This window comes from Nocardia sp. NPDC023733, from assembly GCF_040639775.1.
GTDB lineage: Bacteria > Actinomycetota > Actinomycetes > Mycobacteriales > Mycobacteriaceae > Nocardia > Nocardia rosealba.
This window is the reverse complement of record NZ_JBFAAN010000006.1, coordinates 294,131-315,148: the sequence shown is the minus strand read 5'-3', so window position 1 is coordinate 315,148 and position 21,018 is coordinate 294,131. Positions and strand designations below refer to the sequence as shown.

General features: G+C 65.0%; 17 protein-coding genes. 10 read left to right on the top strand and 7 right to left on the bottom strand.

Going from position 1 to position 21,018, the window contains the following annotated elements; translation table 11 throughout:
• Nucleotides 1-13: 13 nt before the first annotated feature.
• A complete protein-coding gene (gene pepN, locus AB0F86_RS23620; RefSeq protein WP_356985187.1) occupies nucleotides 14-2,605 on the bottom strand; it encodes an aminopeptidase N in 2,592 nt (863 codons plus the stop codon).
• A gap of 166 nt (nucleotides 2,606-2,771) precedes the next feature.
• Here pepN and AB0F86_RS23615 point away from each other — a divergent pair, with 166 nt between their 5' ends.
• Nucleotides 2,772-3,608, top strand: a complete 837-nt coding sequence (locus tag AB0F86_RS23615; protein ID WP_225280993.1) for a phosphoribosylaminoimidazolesuccinocarboxamide synthase — start codon at nucleotides 2,772-2,774, stop codon at nucleotides 3,606-3,608.
• 15 nt (nucleotides 3,609-3,623) lie between these two features.
• Here AB0F86_RS23615 and AB0F86_RS23610 read toward each other — a convergent pair whose 3' ends face one another.
• The gene (locus AB0F86_RS23610; RefSeq protein WP_225280994.1) at nucleotides 3,624-3,980 is read right to left on the bottom strand and encodes a helix-turn-helix domain-containing protein; all 357 of its coding nucleotides are present in this window, start codon (nucleotides 3,978-3,980) and stop codon (nucleotides 3,624-3,626) included.
• A gap of 81 nt (nucleotides 3,981-4,061) precedes the next feature.
• On the opposite strand from AB0F86_RS23610, the gene AB0F86_RS23605 reads away from it, so the two are divergent.
• Nucleotides 4,062-4,925: an NAD(P)-binding domain-containing protein gene (locus AB0F86_RS23605; RefSeq protein ID WP_356985186.1), complete on the top strand. Its 864-nt coding sequence runs from the start codon at nucleotides 4,062-4,064 to the stop codon at nucleotides 4,923-4,925.
• A gap of 74 nt (nucleotides 4,926-4,999) precedes the next feature.
• Here the strand turns inward: AB0F86_RS23605 and AB0F86_RS23600 are convergent, their stop codons facing one another.
• Entirely contained in the window at nucleotides 5,000-5,758 is a 759-nt protein-coding gene (locus AB0F86_RS23600; RefSeq protein ID WP_356985185.1) for an NAD(P)H oxidoreductase, read from the bottom strand.
• Nucleotides 5,759-5,880: 122 nt separating this feature from the next.
• Between AB0F86_RS23600 and AB0F86_RS23595 the strand changes: the two genes are divergently transcribed.
• Nucleotides 5,881-6,843, top strand: a complete 963-nt coding sequence (locus AB0F86_RS23595) for an AraC family transcriptional regulator (RefSeq protein WP_356985184.1) — start codon at nucleotides 5,881-5,883, stop codon at nucleotides 6,841-6,843.
• A gap of 1 nt (nucleotide 6,844) precedes the next feature.
• Here AB0F86_RS23595 and AB0F86_RS23590 read toward each other — a convergent pair whose 3' ends face one another.
• Together AB0F86_RS23590 and AB0F86_RS23585 are read right to left on the bottom strand one after the other, a co-directional pair.
• Nucleotides 6,845-7,336, bottom strand: coding sequence for an NUDIX domain-containing protein (locus AB0F86_RS23590; protein WP_356985183.1), 492 nt, complete (start codon nucleotides 7,334-7,336; stop codon nucleotides 6,845-6,847).
• A 39-nt stretch (nucleotides 7,337-7,375) separates the two neighbouring features.
• Nucleotides 7,376-7,786, bottom strand: a complete 411-nt coding sequence (locus AB0F86_RS23585) for a MarR family winged helix-turn-helix transcriptional regulator (protein WP_356985182.1) — start codon at nucleotides 7,784-7,786, stop codon at nucleotides 7,376-7,378.
• A gap of 63 nt (nucleotides 7,787-7,849) precedes the next feature.
• Here AB0F86_RS23585 and AB0F86_RS23580 point away from each other — a divergent pair, with 63 nt between their 5' ends.
• The 5 genes from AB0F86_RS23580 to AB0F86_RS23560 all read left to right on the top strand — a co-directional run bounded on the left by AB0F86_RS23580 (nucleotide 7,850) and on the right by AB0F86_RS23560 (nucleotide 13,837).
• The gene (locus tag AB0F86_RS23580; RefSeq protein ID WP_356985181.1) at nucleotides 7,850-8,269 is read left to right on the top strand and encodes a MarR family transcriptional regulator; all 420 of its coding nucleotides are present in this window, start codon (nucleotides 7,850-7,852) and stop codon (nucleotides 8,267-8,269) included.
• 1,063 nt (nucleotides 8,270-9,332) lie between these two features.
• Complete coding sequence (locus AB0F86_RS23575; protein ID WP_356985180.1) at nucleotides 9,333-11,024, top strand: P-loop NTPase fold protein; 1,692 nt, start codon at nucleotides 9,333-9,335, stop codon at nucleotides 11,022-11,024.
• Nucleotides 11,024-11,824 (top strand): hypothetical protein, encoded by an 801-nt coding sequence (locus tag AB0F86_RS23570; RefSeq protein WP_356985179.1) that lies wholly within the window; start codon nucleotides 11,024-11,026, stop codon nucleotides 11,822-11,824. Before AB0F86_RS23575 ends, AB0F86_RS23570 begins: the two co-directional genes overlap by 1 nt.
• Nucleotides 11,821-13,089 (top strand): hypothetical protein, encoded by a 1,269-nt coding sequence (locus tag AB0F86_RS23565; RefSeq protein WP_356985178.1) that lies wholly within the window; start codon nucleotides 11,821-11,823, stop codon nucleotides 13,087-13,089. The genes AB0F86_RS23570 and AB0F86_RS23565 overlap by 4 nt, the downstream gene beginning before the upstream one ends.
• Nucleotides 13,073-13,837 carry a TatD family hydrolase gene (locus AB0F86_RS23560; protein ID WP_356985177.1) on the top strand — a complete coding sequence of 255 codons (765 nt, stop codon included), beginning with the start codon at nucleotides 13,073-13,075 and terminating at the stop codon, nucleotides 13,835-13,837. The genes AB0F86_RS23565 and AB0F86_RS23560 overlap by 17 nt, the downstream gene beginning before the upstream one ends.
• A gap of 28 nt (nucleotides 13,838-13,865) precedes the next feature.
• Here the strand turns inward: AB0F86_RS23560 and AB0F86_RS23555 are convergent, their stop codons facing one another.
• Nucleotides 13,866-14,645 (bottom strand): pentapeptide repeat-containing protein, encoded by a 780-nt coding sequence (locus AB0F86_RS23555; RefSeq protein ID WP_356985176.1) that lies wholly within the window; start codon nucleotides 14,643-14,645, stop codon nucleotides 13,866-13,868.
• 295 nt (nucleotides 14,646-14,940) lie between these two features.
• Between AB0F86_RS23555 and AB0F86_RS23550 the strand changes: the two genes are divergently transcribed.
• Complete coding sequence (locus AB0F86_RS23550; RefSeq protein WP_356985175.1) at nucleotides 14,941-18,660, top strand: hypothetical protein; 3,720 nt, start codon at nucleotides 14,941-14,943, stop codon at nucleotides 18,658-18,660.
• A 282-nt stretch (nucleotides 18,661-18,942) separates the two neighbouring features.
• On the opposite strand, the gene AB0F86_RS23545 is transcribed toward AB0F86_RS23550, so the two are convergent.
• Nucleotides 18,943-20,178 carry an FAD-dependent oxidoreductase gene (locus tag AB0F86_RS23545; RefSeq protein WP_356985174.1) on the bottom strand — a complete coding sequence of 412 codons (1,236 nt, stop codon included), beginning with the start codon at nucleotides 20,176-20,178 and terminating at the stop codon, nucleotides 18,943-18,945.
• Between the two features lie 148 nt (nucleotides 20,179-20,326).
• Here AB0F86_RS23545 and AB0F86_RS23540 point away from each other — a divergent pair, with 148 nt between their 5' ends.
• A complete protein-coding gene (locus AB0F86_RS23540; protein WP_356985173.1) occupies nucleotides 20,327-20,968 on the top strand; it encodes a DsbA family protein in 642 nt (213 codons plus the stop codon).
• Nucleotides 20,969-21,018 lie beyond the last annotated feature (50 nt).

The window sequence follows — 21,018 nt, the reverse complement described above, 5'->3', positions numbered from 1 at the left end:
CGGGTCTGTGGCGCTACTTGGCGTCGAATTCCCGTGCGCGCAGCGCGCGTTCGATGCCGGCGCGACCCTCCGAGACCAGGCGGTGCAGGGCGGGCGGGTGGTCACCGGCGAGGAATTCGTCGGCCTCGGCCATCGCTTCCTCGGTGATCGCCCAGTGCGGGTACAGGCCGACGACGACGGTCTGGGCCACCTCGCTCGAGCGGCGTTCCCAGACGGCGGGAACCTCGGCGAAGTAGCGGGCGACATACGGGGTGAGCAGCTCACCCTGGCCCGCGGGGGCGAAGCCGCCGACGATGGCGCGGGCGGTGATGTTGGGGACCGTGTCGTCGCCCATCACCGTGTTCCAGGCCTGTTCCTTCACCGCCGCCAGCGGGCGGGCCGCGCGGGCGGCGGCGGCCTGGCGCTTGCCCGCCGCTGTCGGGTCACGGTCCAGCTCGGCGTCGATCACCGGGGACTCGAGCCCGTCGGCGTCGATGCGTCCCGCGGCGGCCAGTGCGGTGACGACGCGCCAGCGCAGGTCGGTGTCGACAGTGAGCCCGCCCAGCCCGACCTCCACCGGATCGCTGTCGAGCAGCTGGGCGAGCGCATCGGTGTGCCGGGTGTCGAGCTTGGCGCCGGTGAGCGCGTTGACGAACGCCAGCTGATGATCCGAACCCGCCTCGGCGCCGCGCGCCAGTTCCAGCAGCCGATCGGCGAAACCGGGCCAGCCCTCCTGCTCGGCCCAACCGGGCTCCGCGTAGCTCGAGATGGCGGTCGCGGCCTGCATGAGCAACCGCTGTACCACCCCGATCTCGGACTCGGCGCCGATCCCGCGCTGCACGAGCGCCACGAAATCGCGCGCCTTCATCTCTGCCTGCCGGGTCATCTCCCAGGCCGCCGACCAGGCCAGCGTGCGCGGCAGTGATTCGGCGATGTCACCGACACGGTCCACGACCACCGCGAGCGAATCGGGATCCAGGCGCAGCGAGCAGTAGGTGAGGTCGTCGTCGTTGACCAGTACCAGGGCCCCACGCGGCACCCCGACCAGCTCCGGAACCTCGGTCCGCGCGGCGGCGTCGAGGTCGAGCTCGATGCGCTTGGCACGCACCAGCTTTCCGTCGACATCGTCGTAGACACCGATCGCGATCCGGTGCACGCGGTACTCGCCCGCACCCGGTGCGGCGCCCTCCTGCACGACAGCGAAACTCGAGAAGGTGCCGTCGGCCGCGACGGTGAAATCGGGCCGCAGGATATTGAGGCCCGTGGTCTTGAGCCACTGCGCACCCCAGTCCGACAGGTCACGCCCCGACGCTTTCTCCAGCGCGGACAGCAGATCGTCGAAAGTGGCGTTGCCGTAGGCATGCTCGGCGAAGTAGTCGCGCAGACCCGCCAGGAACGGCTGCAACCCGACATAGGCGACCAGCTGCTTGAGCACCGAGGCGCCCTTGGCGTAGGTGATGCCGTCGAAGTTCACCTCCACCGCGTGCAGGTCGGGGATGTCGGCCGCGATCGGGTGGGTCGAGGGCAGCTGGTCCTGGCGGTAGGCCCAGGACTTCTCCACATTCGCGAAAGTGGTCCAGGCACTGGTGTATTCGGTCGCCTCGGCCTGGCACAGCACCGACGCGAACGTCGCGAACGACTCGTTGAGCCACAGGTCGTCCCACCACTTCATGGTGACCAGGTCGCCGAACCACATGTGCGCCATCTCGTGCAGCACCGTCTCTGCGCGGCGCTCGTACGACGCGCGGGTCACCTTGGACCGGAACACATAGTCCTCGAGGAACGTGACCGCGCCCGCGTTCTCCATCGCGCCCGCGTTGAACTCCGGCACGAACAGCTGGTCGTACTTGCCGAAGGCGTACGGCACACCGAAGTTCTTGTGGTAGAAGTCGAAACCCTGCTTGGTCTCGGTGAACAGCCGCTCGTGGTCCATGTGCTCGGCCAGCGAGGCCCGGCAGAACAGGCCGAGGGGGATCTCGCCGTGGCTGTCGGAATAGGTGTCGGTCCACGTGGCGTAGGGACCGGCGATCATGGCGACCAGGTAGGTGCTCATCCGCGGCGTGGTCGCGAACGTGTGGCGCACGACGGCGCCGACCTTGTGCTGGTCGATATCGGCGCCGTTGGACACGACAACCCAGTCGTTCGGTGCCGTCGCGACCACATCGAAGGTGGCCTTGAGGTCGGGCTGGTCGAAGCAGGCGAACATCCGCTTGGCGTCGGCGGTCTCGAATTGCGAGTACAGGTAGACCTTGCCGTCGGCCGGGTCGACGAAGCGGTGCAGGCCCTCACCGGTGTGCGAGTACTCGCAGTCGGCCACCACCACGAGCTCGTTGTTCTCGGCCAGGTCCGACAGGGTGATACCGGTCTCCTCGGCGTAGGAACTCACATCGAGGTCCCGACCGTTGAGCACCGCCGAGCGCACCCGCGCCGCGACCAGATCGATGAAAGTGCTCGCCCCGGGCTTCGCGGTGAAGGTGACGGTCGTCGTCGAACCGAAGGTGTCCGACACCGCCGAATCCGCCCCGCGCGGCTGGTCGGTGAGGTCGAGCTCGATCCGGTAGTTGTCCACGGCCACCACGGCCGCGCGTTCGACCGCCTGGTCGCGGGTGAGATTCGGGGCAGACATTGATCTCCTTCGTCGTCGACGAACACGGCACGCCTCGCGCGCTCCGGCCTCGGCCGCGCGCACATCAGCGTCCACAATGCCACTTGCCGCCGACACCCGCTCACGGGTTTCGGCCCCCTCGGTACAGTGCCTACGGAAAAGTTCGCACCTACCAGGAGGCTCGACGTTGAAGCATGTGCACGCCGGGAAAGTCCGTGACCTCTACGAGGACGGCGATACCCTGCTGCTCGTCGCGTCGGACCGCGTCTCGGTCTACGACGTGGTGCTGCCCACGCCGATCCCAGGCAAGGGTGCGCTGCTGACACAGCTGTCGAACTGGTGGTTCGAGTACTTCACCGACATTCCCAACCATGTGGTGTCGGCCACCGACGTGCCCGCCGAGTTCGCCGGGCGCGGTATCCGGGTGAAGCCGCTGAAGATGCTGCAGGTCGAGTGCATCGCGCGCGGGTACCTGACCGGGTCGGGACTCAAGGAGTACCAGCAGTCGGGCACCGTCTCCGGTATCGCGCTGCCCCCGGGGCTGCGCGACGGCGACAAACTGCCCGAGCCCATCTTCACCCCCTCGACCAAGGCCGCCGAAGGCCACGACGAGGCGATCAGCTTCGCCGACGTGGTGAACCAGGAAGGCCGTGAGGTCGCCGAGAAACTGCGGGACCTCACCCTCGAGATCTACACGCGCGGTGCCGAGCACGCGGCAAAGGCGGGCGTGATCGTCGCCGACACGAAGGTCGAATTCGGCTGGGACGGTGAGGTTCTCACCCTCGGTGACGAGGTGCTCACCTCCGACTCCTCGCGCTTCTGGCCCGCCGACGAATGGGAGCCCGGCCGCCCCCAACGCTCCTTCGACAAGCAGTTCGTCCGCGACTGGTCCACCTCCACCGGCTGGAACAAGGAATACCCCGGCCCGGAGATCCCCGCCGACGTGGTCGAGGCGACCCGGCGCAAGTACGAAGAAGCCTACGAGCGCATTACCGGTGCGAGCTGGACGGGTACCCGGGGATAGTCTTCGCCGCGCTCGTCAGTGCACGGGTGCGGCAACACCTTTCACCGCACAGATGTGGTCCATCTGCTCGTTTCCCCATTCGCCGAGGCTCACCAGCGCGGCGTTGAGCGACACCCCGCGCTCGGTGAGGGAGTACTCCACCTTCGGTGGGACCTGCGGGTAGATCTCACGGCTGATGATGCCGTCGTGCTCCAGTTCGCGGAGCTGCTGGATCAGCATCTTCTCGGTGACACCGGGGACGAGGCGTTTCAGGTCGCCGAAGCGCTGGGTGCCGGTGGACAGGGCCCACAGGATCAGGGCCTTCCACTTGCCGCCAACCACGTCGAGGGCGGCATCGATGCCGCACGAATACGGATGCTGTCGCTGCTTCATCTTCGCCTAACTTACTTTTTTGTAGGTATTGCACTTCACAGTCGGTACTTGTGAAGTCTAGCGCAACAGGCGAATCTGGGAGTGCATCGCCGAGCGACGGCGACAACCTTTCGGACTAGGGGAGCAATGAGCAACTCGACTGCGGTACAGCGTGTTTCGGTGATCGGTCTCGGCGCGATGGGTGCCGCGCTCGCGAAGGCGCTGCTGGCGGGTGGACACGAGGTGACAGTGTGGAACCGCACCGCCGCGCGGGCCGAACCGCTGGTTGCCGAAGGCGCGACGGTGGCGACCACCTCGGCCGAGGCGATGGCGGCCGGGGACCTGGTGATCCTGTGCGTCCTCGACGACGCGGCGGTGCGCGAGCACGTGGAGCCCGCCGCCGAGCAGTTGCGCGGCCGCGTGGTGGTGAATCTGACGACCACCACCCCGGAACAGGGGCGCTCGCTCGGCCGCTGGGCCGAGGCGAACGGCGTGGAGCTCATCGACGGCGGCATCATGGCGGTGCCGTCGATGATCGGCGGGCCCGCGGCCTTCCTGCTCTACAGCGGTATCACCGCCGCGTTCGACCGGTTCCGGCACGTTCTGGATCTGTTCGGCCGCGCCGAATGGGTCGGTACGGACTACGGTGCCGCAGCCATGTACGACCTGGCGATTCTCGGCGGCATGTACTCGATGTTCGCCGGCTTCCAGCAGGGCGGGAAGATGGTGCGCACCACGGGTGGTTCGGCTGCTCACCTGGCCACCCTGATGGGCCCGTTCCTGCAGGCGATGGCCGGGATGTTCGCGCAGTACGCACCCGGTATCGACGACCCGGCAACCTATGTTCCCGAGCAGAGCGCCGAATTCACCGCGGGCGCGCTCACCACCATCAACACCGCCGCGGACGAGGCGGGTGCGCCCTCCGAGTTGCTTCAGGTGCTGCTGAAGACGGTGCCCGGCATCTGAGCCCGAGTACGCGGTCCGATCGTGCGAAAGTTCCGCGATCGGACCGCGCTGTGTGCCCGGCGACCGGGCCGGGGTCAGGCGTTCACCAACTCGGCTGCGAGGAGTTCGTCGACGAAGCCCTCGGCCCGCGCGTCGAACGCGGCGTAATGCGCGGCTCGTGCGTCACCCGCGATGGCCTCGCCGATCACCAGATTGCCTTCGGCGTCGATGGTTTGGGGCTGGTCCTCGGCGTCGGGCAGCAGGCCGACGCGGGAGTCCGCGAAGCCGCTGTAGTACGCCAACCCCTCGTTGAGCTGGGCCTCGAGTAGCTGCTGCATGCCGGGAACGATCGCGTCGCCCGCGGTGGCGCCCGCCAAACCCAGCCACAGGATGCGTTTGCCCGCCAGCTTCGGCTTGCTGCGGCCGTAGGCGAAACCGTAGTTCCAGACGCTGTCGATCCAGCCCTTGAGCATGGCGGGAACGCTCTGCCAGTACACCGGGAACACGACGACGATCACGTCTGCGGCCTGGACCCGGCGCATGTGCGCCTCGGTGGTCGCCGAGTACACCTTGTCGCGATTGCCCCATTCGGGCTGGTCGGCGACGGTCATCCGGGGGTCGAAGTTCTCGCGGTGCAGGTCGAGGAAGTCGATCGCGTACCCGGCGGCGGTGAGCCGGGCGACCGCGCGGTCGGCGACATGAGCCGACAGGGAATCGGCGCGGTGATGCGACAGGACCACCAGGGCCCGCCGGTCGATCGCCGATTCTCCTGCGTTCCCGGGGTGAGCGAGGCCGGTGGACGCGGGAGGCGTTGCGGTGCGCGCGGATTCGGGTGTAGCGGAGGGCTGCGACATGGTGACTCCCTGGTCATCGGTGGTGCGGGCTGTTTGCCCTGTGCTTCGAGTCAACCGTGAATCGCGTGGACGATCTATGGGTGATCATCTCCAGTCGATAGGAATTCGTCTACGCTGGTGGCGTGGATCCGTTGAGTTCGCTGTTGAGTGGCATTCGTGCCGAAGGATCGGTCGTCACGCACGCCGTGCTGCGGTCGCCGTGGACCATCCGTTTCGCCGACCGTGCGCCCCTGGTCATGGTCACCGTCCTGCGTGGTGGCGGCACTCTCGTGCTCGCCGACGGGTCGTCGACCCGGCTGGTGGCCGGAGACACCGCCGTCGTCCAGGCCTGCGAACCGTTCCACCTGGCCGATACCCGCGCCACGCTCGACCGCCCGCACATGGGCTACGAGTTGTCGTGTTTCGTGCCCCGCGGTTTCGGCCCGGCCGATCTCGCCTGTGCCACACCGGAACTCGTCGAGACGGCGACCGGCGCGCCCGAGGAGGCATCGCTCGTCGTCGGCGCCTATCGGGCGTCCGGGCGACGGCATGAACGGCTGCTGCGAGCGTTGCCGCCGGTGATGGTCGTCAGCGACGACCCGGAGGTCTGCGCGTGGCTGGAACAGTCCGCCGCCGACGCGGTCCGGCTCAGCGCGGGCTCACAGGCGCTGATGGACCGGCTCCTGGACTGGGCGCTGGTGTGCACGCTGCGGACCTGGCTTGCGGCACAGCAACATTGCGCGCCCGCCTGGTATCGCGGTATGGCCGACCCGGTCGTCGGGCCCGCGCTCGAGGCCATCCACAACGATCCGTTCCGGCGCTGGACGGTGGCCGATCTGGCGGCCGAGGCGGCGGTGTCGCGGGCCCTGTTCGCGCGCCGGTTCAGTGAGGTGATGGGCGAGACGCCGCTGGCCTATCTCACCGAATGGCGGATGGCCGAGGCCGAGGAACTGCTCGCCGACCCGAATCGCAGCGTCGCCCAGGTGGCGACGACCGTCGGCTACTCCGATGCGTTCGGGTTCAGCGCCGCCTTCAAACGCCTTCGCGGACAGAGCCCTTCGGAATTCCGCTCCACGCTGCGACAGCCCGCCCTGACGAGGGCGTGAGTCACGGCGTCGGGGCGGTACCCGCGAGGTGCTCGGCCAGGCGCTGCAACAGCGGACGCTGGCCCTTGACCAGCTTGGGTTCGGCGATCGCCGGGGCGAACCAGCCCACCCGGTCTATCTCGGGGAACTCGCCGAGACGGCCCGAGCGCGGCGGCCACTCCATGGTGAAGGTGCCCGGGACGATCGCGTCCGGATCGAGATCGCCCTCCACGGCCCACACCGTGACCGTCTTACGGCGCGATCCGCTGCCGTACTGCACGTCACCGAGCGCGATCCACGGGCCGTCCGGCACCGGCAACCCGAGCTCCTCGGTGAACTCGCGTGCGGCGGCCACCTCCGCCGATTCGACCCCGATCTCGTACTCGCCCTTGGGAATCGACCACGCCGACTCGTCCTTCTTCGCGAACAACGGTCCGCCCATGTGCCCGATCAACACCTCGATCCCGGCTTCGCCACGCCGGAACACCAGTACACCCGCGCTGTAGACATTCACGCCGTCGAGTCTGCCAGGTGCGGGAAACGCGGTGGCGGCTCAGTCGAGGGCTTCGACGAAACGGGTGAGCAGGCGGGCGAATTCGGTGCGCTCGGTGGGGGTCCAGCCGGACATGGCGCGGTCGAAAGCGCTCTGGCGGCGTCGGTGGGCGGCGGTGAGGATGTCGGTGCCCCGGTCGGTGAGCTCCAGGAGTGACCGTCTGCCGTCGGTCTGATCGGCCACGCGGCGCACCGAGCCGTCGGCCACGGCGGCGGCCACCAGCTTGCTCGCGCGCGGTTGGTCGACGGCGAGGGCGGCAGCGACGGTGGAGACAGTGGGGTTCTGGTGTGCCTCGATGACGTCGAGTACGTCGAACACCTGCCCGGTCGGCGCGTCCGGCGACAGCGTCCGCCGGGTTTGGCGGCGCCGGATACCGATCATGGCTCGTTCGATGTGCTCGACCTCGTTCACGCCATCATGATAACCTTTTGCATGTACATGTCCTTTTACATGTACATGAGTGGGAGGTTTGTCATGGCTGAACGTCGGCTCATCGGGTACCAGGTCAAGCGGTTGGACCAGCTCATCGAGGCCGCCTTCGACCGTGCCGCAGAGGCCGTCGGCATGACGCGTCGCGAGTGGCAGACGCTCTCGACGATCGAGCGTGACCAACCCGATCGTGTGGAATTGGTGCGGGCGCTTCGCCCGTTCTGGGAGCACAACGGCGAATCCGTCGATGCGGTGATCCAGGGTTTGACCGAGCGCGGCTGGATCACCGGTGCATCGACGGGCCGCTGGGAACTCACGTCGGCAGGTCGTCGCGCCTACGAGTCGGCGACCGATTCCGTGGGGACCATCCGGCGCCGCATGGCCGACGGCATCGGCGCGGACGAATTCACCGCCTGCACAGCGACTCTCGAACGCATGATCGCGAACCTCGAGTCGGCGACCTGAGCCGCTCGCTCACAATTCGATGTTCGGGTCCGCCAGACGCTCGGGCTCGACCGGTTCGCCAATCTTGTTCGTGTCGATTCCGTAGGCGGTGAAGGCGCGGTCGAAGATTCTGCGGAGAACTGACGGGACTCAGTGGACATTGTCGGATGTCTGTCGATGATCGCCTTGGATCGGGGAAATGCCGCCGTGTCGGTAGCGAGGGTGGTGCGCGCCGGATCGGTCACATTCCGCCGCTGTGTGGGTCGACTGTCGCGGTGTGGGTGGTGTGAGGGCGTGCCCGCAGTCTCGGGGCAGGTGACCTGGTCGACGATCCGGCCGCCGCCGCGTTCTCACTTGGAGATCGGTCGGAGATTGCCCGGTCTGCACGTTACCCAAGCGACAAACGTCACGTGCACTGGGCGTATGGCGCGAATACGTGGATCTGACTCCCGATGACTGACGCGGTCGCCGCCAGCGCCCAACGTCGGACGGATGTTAAGACGCGCACTGAGACCGTCCCTGTGTGCATGGCGGTCTTCGGAGGAACCGAGTTCTCTGCGGTAGAGGGAAGGCTGTTACCCCACAGCCACATCGAGCTGAGTGCGGATCACCAAATCGCCGCTCGGTCGGCTGAAACACCACGGCTGGCCGGTGGTGACGCCCTCAGCCTGCCGGTGCCGTGCCCGCTCTGGACGGTGGAGGGACGGCGCGTGCGCCAACTGCCACCTGGAGCGGCACGATGCGGGCTATCAACAAGAAAACATCTGACGGTTAGTGCCAACTCCCTTTTCTGTGCCAGCAAAATCGATTGAGGCTCGCTGAGCAGGGCTTGAACGCTACCATCGACTGCGGGTGTTCGACGCGATCGTGTGTTCACACAGCGTGGATGCGGGGTTGGCTAGTCGTCCGCATCCGCGTTTCGGATATCCAGGGCTGCACCGACCTCCGGCCCGAGGGGTTGTCCTGCCGTCAGGGATGGGGCTGAGCTGGTTGTTCGCCTGCTGGTGGGAGTGCCCGCACTCCCACCAGCGGGGACCAGCAGCGCGTCGAACACGGCGCTGAAGGCACAGAGGAGGATTTCGGGGTGACCGGCGGCGTTGATCTGTGGGACGACAATCCGACCACAGTGGACTTGTTGGGGCTCGCCACGGTTGTCGATGCTGTCGTGGGAGCTCTGCATGCTCCAGGGTTGGACCCGGTAACGGTCGGACTACACGGTCCGTGGGGCGCGGGTAAGTCCTCGGCCCTGCATCTGTTGCGTCAGAAACTCTCGGGCACTCCAGGCTATTTGGTGATCCATCTGGATCCCTGGGAGTTCGATGATCAGTTCGATGTGCGCGGGACAGTCGTGGCGGAGGTCCTGCAGGAGATCGTCGCGACCTATGCCGACAGCAGCGACGGAGTTCAGAAGCTGTGGAACAGGATTCGCGATTCCCGGGTAGCGGCGGCGGTCGCGCGCGGTGTCATGTTCAGCGATACCGACAAGCTCATCGAACGACTCACACCCGCTGCGTCGAAGGACTCCCACGGCATGGCAGGGTTCCGGGATGAATTCACCACGCTGCTAGACGATTTGGCAGATCTGCGCCGGATCGTGGTCCTCATCGATGATCTCGATCGCTGCCTGCCGGATGCGGTCACCGCGACCCTCGAAGCCATCAAGCTGTTCTTGTCGGTACCGAAGATGTCGTTCGTCCTGGCGGCCGACAAGGAGATGGTTCGCTCGTCCATCGCGGCGAGCCTGGATGCGAGCGGCAGAGGAGACCTGTTCGCGGAGCGCTATCTGGAGAAGATTGTGCAGGTACCGTTTTCGCTGCCGCAGATGAGTTCCGCCGACGCCGAGACTTACATCGCGCTGCTGCTGTGCGCCCAGCAATGCTCGGACACCGGCCACTACGACACGCTTGTCGCGCACGCCCAGCGCCGCCGTTCCCAGGGCCAAGCTCCACCGCTGGCCGATCTCGACAGGCTTCCGTACAAGCCGGACGCCGGTATCTTCGCTCTCGCGAACCGCTTCGCGACCGGCCTGTCGGCACAGAGCGCGAGCAGCCCACGCAGTATCAAGCGATTCCTCAATCAGTTCAGGTTGCGTCAGCACATCGCCGCGGGCCAGGGGACTCGGTTGGAGCCGTCGGTGATCGCCAAGCTCATGCTCTTGGAAGACAGTCTGTACGGCGATTTTCAGGTGTTGGTGAAGCTTGCCGATGAGGGGCGGTCGAGCCTCCTGGCCGCATGGCAGGACTGGGCTACGGGCAATGCCGATGAGCGTCCTGAAGGGGTGAGCGAAGAAAGCAGAGCATGGGCTGCCGCGGCGCCGGATATTCGCAACGAACCCATCGGGAACTACCTCAGTCTTGCCGCTTCACTGGGCGGTCTCACGGCCAGCGCTACTCTCAGTCAGGAACAGCTCGATTGGGTGGCGGCATTGATGGGGGAGTCGGAAGTGCACCGGCGGCAAGCCCAGGAACTGGTGTCGGGACGGCCTTCCGGCGAGCAACGCGCGATGGTCAGAGTCATTCTCAGTCGAGCCAGGGGCAACGGCAAACCGGAGTACCTGGTGGAGTCACTCGTATACCTCGCCGCCAAGACATCCGAACTGGCGCACGAGATCGCCGAGGGTCTCTGGTCGATTCGCGATGTAATGGACCCGACGTCCGGCTACGAGATAGCCATGAGCACAGCCGACGAAATCCGCTTGCTGGCACAACGATTGGCCGAGGATACAGAGCTCGACCCTATGGTCCGCAGGGCCATCGAATCGGCGGCGAGTGGCTGATGGGTACCTCCGGATCGTACGGGGGTAGCGGCTCCGCACGCTGGGACGCCGCCCACGAGGCATTCACCGAATTGCATGCCGCCGGGGACTCTTCCCCCGCGGCTGCGGTCGCAGACTTTCTTGACAAGGTGTTGAAGGCACTCGCGGCCGCTTTGGTCTTCGATGACATCGACCATGGCATCGTTCCGCCGGTGGGCTTCCCGCTGCGCCTCTCGGTGTACCGGCCGACCGGTGGCGGCGGAGGTGCCGGATCCGCGACCGGACGAGTCGGCAGTGGATCGCATCGTCAGGTACTGCGTGGCGCCGCCCGGGGCGCCGGAGCGGTGGCCGGTGCCTACGCGCTGCGAGACGGCGATGACGCGGGCTTGCGTGAACTCGGTCTAGACCCAGAACAGTTGGCGACGCTCGGCCCACGCGCCCAAGTGGCCCACATTCTGCAGGTGATCCTCGGTGATGCTGCCCACCCCGATGACGCCGCGCTGCGCAGGGCAACCGCCAAGCACGTCAAGGCCGTTATTCTAGCCGACATACCACCCAGTCCGGCCGACAGCATCCGAGGGTTGGTCGCGGAGTGGATCTATGAGCTGACCCTCGTCGAGCTCGGCTCCCAGCAAGCGTCGGCGAGCACGTCCGCTGCCGAGATGATCCGCAAACAGGACTGGCTTCGCTCGTGGCTCAACCGCCGCGTGCGCGATATCGAAATTCCCGACGCCAACCGTATGACCGTCCAGCAGTTCTCGACGACGGCGGCGAAAGTGACAGAGGAGGCACTGCGGATATTCCGCAATCCGAGCCCATGACAACGAGATTGGAAGTCTTGCCCCACGGCGTCGGCCAGTATGACCGCCACGCCGAGGCCCTGCGATGGAGCCTTCCTGCCGGCGAAGGTTCCGCAGTGGCGGGAAACATGGATTGGGATCTGGTCAGTCTGGGAGAGGTCCCCGTCGCAGCCGCGGACCTCGTCCGTCTCGCCGCCGCGGCCTATCTCGCCGACCGTCATGCACCACGGCCGACGACCTTCACCCGCACGATCGAGTTGACCGTACACCTCAGCGACCCGACGGCATGGAACGGTGAACTCGGAGAACACCTTCAATCGCTGCTGGCATGGCTGACCGGAGACAGTTGGATCCTGCGCGGCGTGCCAGGGCCGTCGTGGGTGGCGATGCCATCAGACCTTTCGACACGGGCCGATGATGTGATGCTGCTCAGCGGTGGCCTGGACTCACTGTGCGGTGCAGCGGCGCACCTCGGTGACGAAGCCCAACGGATCCATCTGAGCCACATCGACGGAAACAACGCTGTCCGTAAAGCGCAGAATGCCATCGTCGCATGGCTGAAACCGAAGTCGCTGAAGACTTTTCGTCACCAGCGGATCGAATTCCGGGAGCCGGGAGGCGCTGAGGAGTCCTCGTCCAGGAGTCGAAGTCTGCTGTTCATGGCCTTGGCCACGGCGGTGGCCGCCGCATCCGGCTGCCGCCGGGTGACCGTGCCGGAGAACGGCTTCACGAGCATCAACCCGCCGCTGACAGCCGCACGCGGAGGAGCCCTCTCGACGCGGTCGACACACCCGGACACATTTGCTCGGATCAACCATCTGATCGACCGGCTGGCGCTGCCGGTCACCATCTCGAATCCTTACGGGTACTACACCAAAGGTGAACTCCTGGACCACGCCCACGCGCACGTGGGACCACAGCTGCTCACCGTCGCAGCGGCCAGTCTGTCGTGCTCGAAGTTGGACGGCCAATACTATGCGGGAGGCAATTCGAATTACAACTGCGGCCTATGTTTTGCCTGCATCGTGCGGCGAGCTGCGTTCACCCGGGGTGGTCATAGCGACCCGTCTCAGTATCTCGCGACATCGCTGACCGGCGAGGCGTTGCAGAAGCTGCATGACCGGCGTCATCGAGATATTCGCGACGTCCAGCAAGCACTCATCGAAGGTATCGACGACACCGCCGTGCTCGCGGTCGGAGCACTGCCCGCAGATTGCGACATCGACACGATCATCGATGTCTGCCACCGCAGCCTGGAGGAAATCGGTCGTGTCCCACTCCCCTGATTCACTGCCGCCACTCGACTGCCACGCCCACATCGCGGCCGATGTGACCGCGAAACAGATAGACGCCCTGGACGCGGCCGTGGTGCTGGCGGTGACGCGCACTCCCAGCGAAACGCGGATCGCGATCGGCCGGAACGACTCCACACTGATCTGGGGCAGCGGCGTTCACCCTGCCATTAAATCGGCTCTGCAGGAATTCGATCCGGGCGAATTCCGTTCGAGTCTGCGCGACCTGTTGTTCATCGGCGAAGTCGGCCTCGATCGCCGCGGCGATCTTGCTCTACAGCGAGACGTCCTCTCCCAAGTGATGGCGATAGCCACGGATCAGCACGTGCTGATCTCGATCCACAGCGCGGGCAGAGCCAAGGAGGTTCTCGACCTGCTCAGCGAGTACCCGCACTCCGGGGCAATTCTGCACTGGTTTACCGGCGACGCCGACCAGTTGGCACGCGCGATCGAATTGGATCACTACTTCTCCGTCAACGCGGCTATGCCGACATCCACCCTCGAAGCCATTCCGCGGAACAGGCTGCTGCCCGAAACGGACTTCCCCGCCAGCACGAGATTGACGCGAGCGCGCAAGCCCGGCGACATCCGTGCTCTCGAATCTCGACTGTCCGCGTTGCCCAGCTTCGCAGGCGCCGATATCCGACGCATGTTTTGGCAGAACTTCAGAACGATCGCGACCCGAGCCGGAGTTCTGGAGCGTTTGCCCGAGAGTGTATTCGATGTGCTGATTGGCGCCTGATCCGCATCGGCAGCGCCCGCGCGGTTCGTTACGCGCAGTGCTCGCCTGCGACGCGTCGCGCGATCGTGTCGTTGGCCATCAAGGAGGGCGGCAGTGCGCAGTCCTTCAACGAGGTGGCGGGCTCAAGTTGGGCGGCGAGAAGCCCTTTAGCACTGGTGAAATCGGTGCCGGACAGGTCTGCACCCGCGAAGTTCGCGCCCGCGACAGTGGCGCCCGCGAAGCTGGAGCCCGCCAGGTACGCCTTGGTCAGATCAGCCGAACGGAGATCGGACCGCTCCAATCGTGCGCCGGCGAGATGACGTCCTGACAGGTCCACTCGCGGGCGACCCGACGGCGCCGTCGCCGGTATCGACCGCAACAGCACCCGCAGTGCCTCACACACTTCGGCACTTGGCACCGTCGGCAGGCCCGTCCTCTCCAATCCGCCAGGCTTGGTCTTGGGGGCGTGCTCCAAGATGAAGGCGTTCAGCACGCGTGCGGCGTGCTCTCCTTGATCGGGGGAGTCCTTGACGATCCGTTCGAGCGCGAGTACCCCGCCGATGCGTGCATAAGACTTATCCGAGCTCAGCCGCTCCAGCGATTTGGTGAAGCGGTCGGTGACCTGCCCACGCCGCGCCAGATGGTACGTGCGTCCGGTGTATACGAGCGCCGAGGCGGCCCCGAGCGCGGCGGCGATCTGAACCGTCACCAACCGCGTTTGTCCCAGAACGGTGGCTCGTTCCGCCGGTTGCAGCGCATTCCAGCCCTCGCCGCTCGCCCAGCTGGCGACTCGGCTACCGAGCGGCGTGAATACCACGGCGACGACCACCGCGAGAACTGCTATGCCCGCCAAGGCCAGAACGGCCCGACCTACCCACTTCCATCCCATGCCCAATTCTCACCCGAACGTGGGGCCGACTGAGCATCGCCGAACCGCCGCGCCGTTTTCAGGATGCGCTGATCGTCTGTTGGGACTTCTGCGGCTGTTGCAGCGCGGTCAAGGCGCCTGCCAGCGGTGACTGGCAAGGCAGCCAGTCACGGGTGGCTGCTGTTCGCATCTTTATGTCAGACCTGTTGTGCAACATGGAAACCGACGTCCGAGCAGAAGCTGGAAGGCCTACTTGATGAGTGGTGAAAGTGCGTTGCGCGGTTTCCGATACCAGTTCCAGTGCACACTTGAGTACGCGCTGCGGAGCTGGCTGACGCCAGATCGCGCCTTCACAGAGGTGATCGTCGATGCCGGACCTGCGCTTGCAGGCACAGTGGTCGATGCCGAGATTATCGACTTCGAGGTCCGTGAGGGCGGCCGACGGGCGATTGCGGCGCAGGTGAAGAGCGGCGCTGCCGGGAGCAGATTCGCGGTCGCCCAGGCGGTCCGGATTCTAAAGCGCCTGATAACCAACGACTGTGACCACTACCTCATCATCACCAACCAGTTGGCGGGCCCTGGACTTGAGGATCTGCGGGAATTGCTTGCGGAGTTTGCCGCCGGGCGGCTGTCTCGAACTACCTTCCGCGAGAGGTTGTCGCTGCTACTCGCGCGGTCCGAGCAGCTACGTGTATGGCTGTCCGAGCTCGAAGACGAAAATCTGGACCGGCTCGGACGCTCCCAGATCGTTGTCGATGACCGGGGCCCCGACGAGGTCGACGAGTCGCTACGCGAATTAGTTCGGGCCGCGCGCCACCAGGTCGATCCACAAAACGTGGGTTGGGATGCCGCTGGGCTGTTCTCGAAATATCTGGTCGCGGTCACTCTTGACGCTGCCGCAGGCGATGGACGCCACCGGATGTCGCGTGAGGACCTCGTCGATCACCTGCGTGTCGACCCTGCGGTAGCCAGAGCGGTTCTGCAGGAGACGGACTGGGCGAGGCATGTCCTATCGACGCCACGAAGTGCGGATGTCGCTCGCCACGCGGTACTCGACGACATCTCGCGGGGCTTGCCGACACCGGTGAAGGATCGTTCCGTGCCAGTGTGCGTGCTGGCCGGGCTGTCGGGCATCGGTAAGAGCAGCATCGCCACAGCATGGGCTGACGACCGCGCCGACTCCTATGCCGAAATCTTTTGGATAGACGCGTCAACTCCGGCCAGCATCGCGGCAGCGTTCAGGACGATCGAAGAATGGGTTGCTGGCCGGGAGCTCCGTTCGACCGGTGGCGATGTTCAGGCCAAGGTTGCTTCGGCGTTGGCTAGCTATGCCAAGCCATGGCTGATGGTGCTCGACAACGTCGCCGACATGCGCGAAACAGCAAGTTGGATTCCATCGAAGGGGCTGGGGCACGTGATTGTCACCACCACCCAGCCCCATGCACTGTCCGGACCCGGGATCACCGAAGTTGGCGTCGAGCAGATGACTATCGACGAATCGGTCCAGTTACTTTCACGGAGACTAGCTGCCGATACTGTGCTCAGTGAGGGTGAGTCACGGCGCCTTACCGCGCTTGCGCACAAATTGAACCGGTGGCCATTGGCCCTTGAGATTGCCGCTGCATATCTGCGGAGCTGCCTCGGTGGGATTGCCGGGATCGACGATTTCGAACAACTGATCTACAGATCGCTTGATGATGACGAATCGGTGCCCTATGGCTATCCTCGAACTTTGGTACAGGCGATTCGGCTCTCCTGGCAGCAGATGACGCAGACCCAGGAGACGACGGACGTGCTTGCGGCACAAGCTCTGATGTGCGCCTCGTTGACCGGATCGCGTCAGATTCCCTTACATATCCTGTTGGCGGCCAGCAGTCTCGACATTCAGAAAGTGTTCAGTATCGACCCGGCGGAGTCGTTCATCGGCTACGCCAGGTCCGATCCGCCTGCTGGCGAAATACTTCGCGCTATGCAAAGGTACTCGTTGACCTCTGCTGACGAGCCATTGTTTGCTGCGAACGATAGCGGCCAATCCGGTCCGGGCAGCATGGCGTTCACGGTACAGATGAACGAGATCGTCCAAGCAATTCTCACGGAACCGATCGAGAGTGGTGCGGTTCCGCCGCACGCACTCAACGCGATGGCTATGGTGCTGCAGCACTGGTTGTCCGCCGCGAGTGAGAGGCGGATGTTCGATCTTCTACAGAGTCTTGTCGGACACGCCGTTGTGGTTAGTGATCGCGTAATCGACTATGGTGTCGACAACATTGCGACAGCACTGCTGCTGGGCAACACGGCTATTGTTCTGCACACACTGGGTTACTCCGAGATCGCGGTGGTCTATCTGAGTCGCGAGCTCGACTTTATTAGATCGGGTCCCGAGCGGTTGGATATCTACTGGATACAGGCAGCTGCGGCTCTGGCGGGTGTGATCATCCAGGCTGCGGACGACCCGCACGAAGTCGTGAATGAGGCATCCGATCTGCTCGCCGAGTGTCTGGAACACATCGACCGAGCACGCGCCACCAACTACAACGTAACTGCGGCAACCGTGCGGTCCGCGCTCGCGGCGACGACGTCCCTGCTACCCGAATGTCGTAATCACGAAAGACTCGCAAGGATCCGTGAGGACTTGGAGACCCTCGTCAAAACGATGCCGATGGACGGGCGTCCAGACGTATACGCGCAATTGCACGAAATCAACACACTCATTGTACGTGGCGACTACTCCCAGTCCCGCGCGCTCATCGAACCGCTATTGAATGAGCGAGACGTTCGCGATCCCGAATCGGTATCCCTGACCAGACTACTAGGCGAGTGCATGGTTGGCCTAGGTCAATGGAGTGAGGCGAAGGAACTTGTGGAGGCTTTCACCCTGGGCGCCATGCAACTGAGAAATTATCAGGAACAGGTAGGGACTCTCTGTCGCAATATGGGATTGGTTTGCTTCGTAGAAGGGGTAATCGCCGGGAACAGTGATGCGGCGTCCGTATTCGTAGCTCTCGTGGATCTGTTCGAAACTTCCATCGACGCTGGCTTACATATGCAGCTGCCGAACAAGGCTACCGGGTTACTGTTCAGTGCATTCCGATATCTCCTACAAGGGGACGTGATCTCTGCCGGTCGGAGACTTGCTGACGTAGCTGCTTCCGAACTGCCTCCTGTCGGTGACACGGAACTATTCGGATTGATATACACGCTTGCGACACGTCTTACCGCAGCCATTCCACCTGAACTGGCGGCGGCCGCGGTGGAAATATCGCCGAGGTGTGGCGTCAGGGAATCTATCGGTCAGAATGTTGCTCACCTGCCAGCTCATGTTCATGAGTTCGCGATCGAGAAATCTCGTCCGGCCGCCGCGCCGCTGATGATTTTGGCCGCCACGCATTGGTCGCTGACTGGGGGGCAGGCGCCACGCAAGCCGATAGAAATTGTCACAGAATTCATACACGGCGCAAATCTTCTGGGCCTCAAGTTGGAAGTGATGGAGGCAACTGTCGACATCTTCCTCACCGGGGACCGCGCGATCGAATTGGCGCTCGAAGATCCGAGAAGGCTGAACGTGGAGTCGGGCCCTGTTCGGAGCCTGAGAACCTACGTACTGCGCCTACCGGGCGTCGATATGTTTATCGATCCAACTGTTCCCCACCTAGCACCGCGGTATCAGAGTCTAACCCAGCACGACGTTGAGGAAGAGTTCCCTGTCGTTTCCAAAATCGACTTGCGCGCATTGCAGTCCAGTGTAGCTATCCCGCGATCACGTCACTTCTCACGGTATCGAGACATGAGACCTGTGACGCTGTCCGAGCATTGGGTGCACCGTTCAGAGCGAGCTCAGGTGCAGTGTGCGGTGATCGGCCTTCGGATTGCGGTCTTGGGCGGGTCGACGCTTTTCGGACTGCCGCCAGGCAAGCTCGCCGATGTCATAGAGCTGCATCCGCAGCTACAGGTACTGGCCAGCACCTACCGGCGTTGAAGTCAAGAATGGGCCAAAGGAGCATGACAGGGGTGCGCAGGGGCGGTCAGCGACGCTGAGTGTCGCAGTGGCCCAGAGTGAGCCATCCCCGCGCGCACGGGGCCGACGCGTGCGCGGGGACGACGTCCAACTGAAATGGTCAGTCGGCGCACAAGCTCAGGCGAATCCGAAGATCTCGATATAGTGCTTGTGACTATGTGACTATCCCGGCGTCTACCGTGCGCCACGGCCATCCCCAGCTGACACACCACGATCAGACCACTGAGATTTCGCAATCCGGCGCTATTCAGCGATTTCGCCAAGGGGCACGCTGACGTCGGCGAGCATCTCCGGACTGACTACCTTCCTGGAGCGGATCAGTGCCTCGATCCGCTCGCCGACATCCCAGACATTGACGTTCATGCCCGCGCGCACACGGTTGTCCCGGTCCAGCCAGAAGGCGACGAATTCCGGTTTCGCCACATCGCCGCGGACGACAACCCGCACGTCGTCGTCGCGACCGACATAGCCGGTGTACTCCATGCCGAGGTTGTACTGGTCGGTGAAGAAATAGGGGAGGCGGTCGTAGGTGGCGGGCTTGCCGAGCATCGTCAGCGCCGCCACGGCCGGCTGATTCAGGGCATTGGCCCAGTGCTCCACGCGTACCCGCTTGCCCAGTAGCGGATGCAGCTCCTCGGCGATGTCGCCGACCGCCACCACATCCGGGTCGCTGGTGCGCAGGGACTCGTCGACCAGGATGCCGGTACCGGTGGCCAGCCCGGCGGCTTCGGCGATCTCGATATTCGGCTGCGCACCCACCGCGACCAGCACCGCGTCGGCGGGCACCACCTGGCCGTCGTCGAGCTGTACGCCCGTGGCCACGCCGTCCTCGGTGAGGATCATGTCGACGACGACACCGGTACGCAGGTCGACACCGTTGCCGCGATGCAATTCGGCGAACACGGTGCCCATCTGCGGACCGAGCACCGACACCAGCGGCAGCTCCGCCGCCTCGAGCACCGTCACCTCCACCTGCCTGGCCCGCGCCTGCGCGGCGACCTCGAGCCCGATCCAGCCGGCGCCGACGATCACCAGCCGATGCTTCGAACGCAACACCTCGAGCAGCCGATCGGAGTCACCGATGGTGCGCAGGGTGTACACATTGCTCGCCTCGGCGCCGGGAACGTCGAGTGTGCGCGGCCGCGACCCGGTGGCCAGCGCGAGCTTGTCATAGGACAGGGTCGAACCGTCCGGCAACGACACCGTCCTCGCGGCCGGATCGAACGCCTCGACCGTGGTACCCAAGCGCAGGTCGATGTGGTGATCGCGGTACCAGGCCGGCGAATCCACCGTGAAATCCGGCAGCTGCTGATCACCGGCCAGGTGCTGTTTCGACAGCGGCGGACGCTCGTACGGTAGGTCGTCCTCGGCCGCCAGCAACGTCACCTGGCCGTCGAAATCGTTGGCGCGCAAGGCTTCGGCCAGTTTGGCGCCGGCCAGCCCACCACCGACGATCACGAAATGCTGATTCGAGCTCATACACGGACTCCTTCTCACGGACGTTCCGGTTTCCCTCACCGTCGAGCCTAGCCGCGGCCGGCGATCAGGGGAACGAATCAAGCACCGGCACGGTTGCACCAACCAGCGGGCCGCCCTGCCCGCCCCAGCTGACCCGAGAGGAAGACCCGTGAGCGATCAGGCCACCAAGGATCTCGCCGAATTCTGGTTCGACCCGCTGTGCCCGTGGTGCTGGATCACCTCGCGCTGGATCCTGGAAGTCCAGCAGGTACGCGACATCGAGGTCCGTTTCCACGTGATGAGCCTGGCCGTGCTCAACGAAGGCAAGGACCTGCCGCCGCAGTACGTCGAACTGATGGCCGCGGGCTGGGGCCCGGTGCGCGTCGCCATCGCCGCCGCCCAGAAGCACGGCGAGGAGATCCTGGCCCCGCTCTACACCGCCCTCGGCACCCGCATCCACGACCGCAAGGCCGAGTTCGAACGCGCCACCACGCAGGAAACCCTGACCGCCGTGATCGCCGACGCCCTCGCCGAACTCGACCTGCCCGCCGAACTGGCCGAGGCCGCCGACAGCACCGACTACGACGAGGCGCTGCGGGTGAGCCACCACGCGGGCATGGACAAGGTCGGACCCGATGTGGGCACGCCGACCATCCACGTCAACGGGGTCGCGTTCTTCGGCCCGGTGCTCTCGCGCATCCCGCGCGGCGAGGACGCCGGCCGGGTGTGGGACGGCGTCGTCGCCCTCGCCTCCTACCCGCACTTCTTCGAACTCAAGCGCACCCGCACCGAAGAGCCTGTGTTTGATTAGCGGCTGGCGCCGCGGGGTTTTCGGCCCGGAAGGCCTCGAATCCGAGGGGC

Bases quoted from the DNA above. Each gene is read 5' to 3' on its own strand.
- AB0F86_RS23550 (WP_356985175.1), top strand. From the start codon at position 14,941: ATGAGTGGTGAAAGTGCGTTGCGCGGTTTCCGATACCAGTTCCAGTGC.
- AB0F86_RS23610 (WP_225280994.1), bottom strand. From the start codon at position 3,980: ATGAAGCAGCGACAGCATCCGTATTCGTGCGGCATCGATGCCGCCCTC.
- AB0F86_RS23545 (WP_356985174.1), bottom strand. From the start codon at position 20,178: ATGAGCTCGAATCAGCATTTCGTGATCGTCGGTGGTGGGCTGGCCGGC.
- AB0F86_RS23600 (WP_356985185.1), bottom strand. From the start codon at position 5,758: ATGTCGCAGCCCTCCGCTACACCCGAATCCGCGCGCACCGCAACGCCT.
- AB0F86_RS23565 (WP_356985178.1), top strand. From the start codon at position 11,821: ATGACAACGAGATTGGAAGTCTTGCCCCACGGCGTCGGCCAGTATGAC.
- pepN (WP_356985187.1), bottom strand. From the start codon at position 2,605: ATGTCTGCCCCGAATCTCACCCGCGACCAGGCGGTCGAACGCGCGGCC.
- AB0F86_RS23570 (WP_356985179.1), top strand. From the start codon at position 11,024: ATGGGTACCTCCGGATCGTACGGGGGTAGCGGCTCCGCACGCTGGGAC.
- AB0F86_RS23580 (WP_356985181.1), top strand. From the start codon at position 7,850: ATGGCTGAACGTCGGCTCATCGGGTACCAGGTCAAGCGGTTGGACCAG.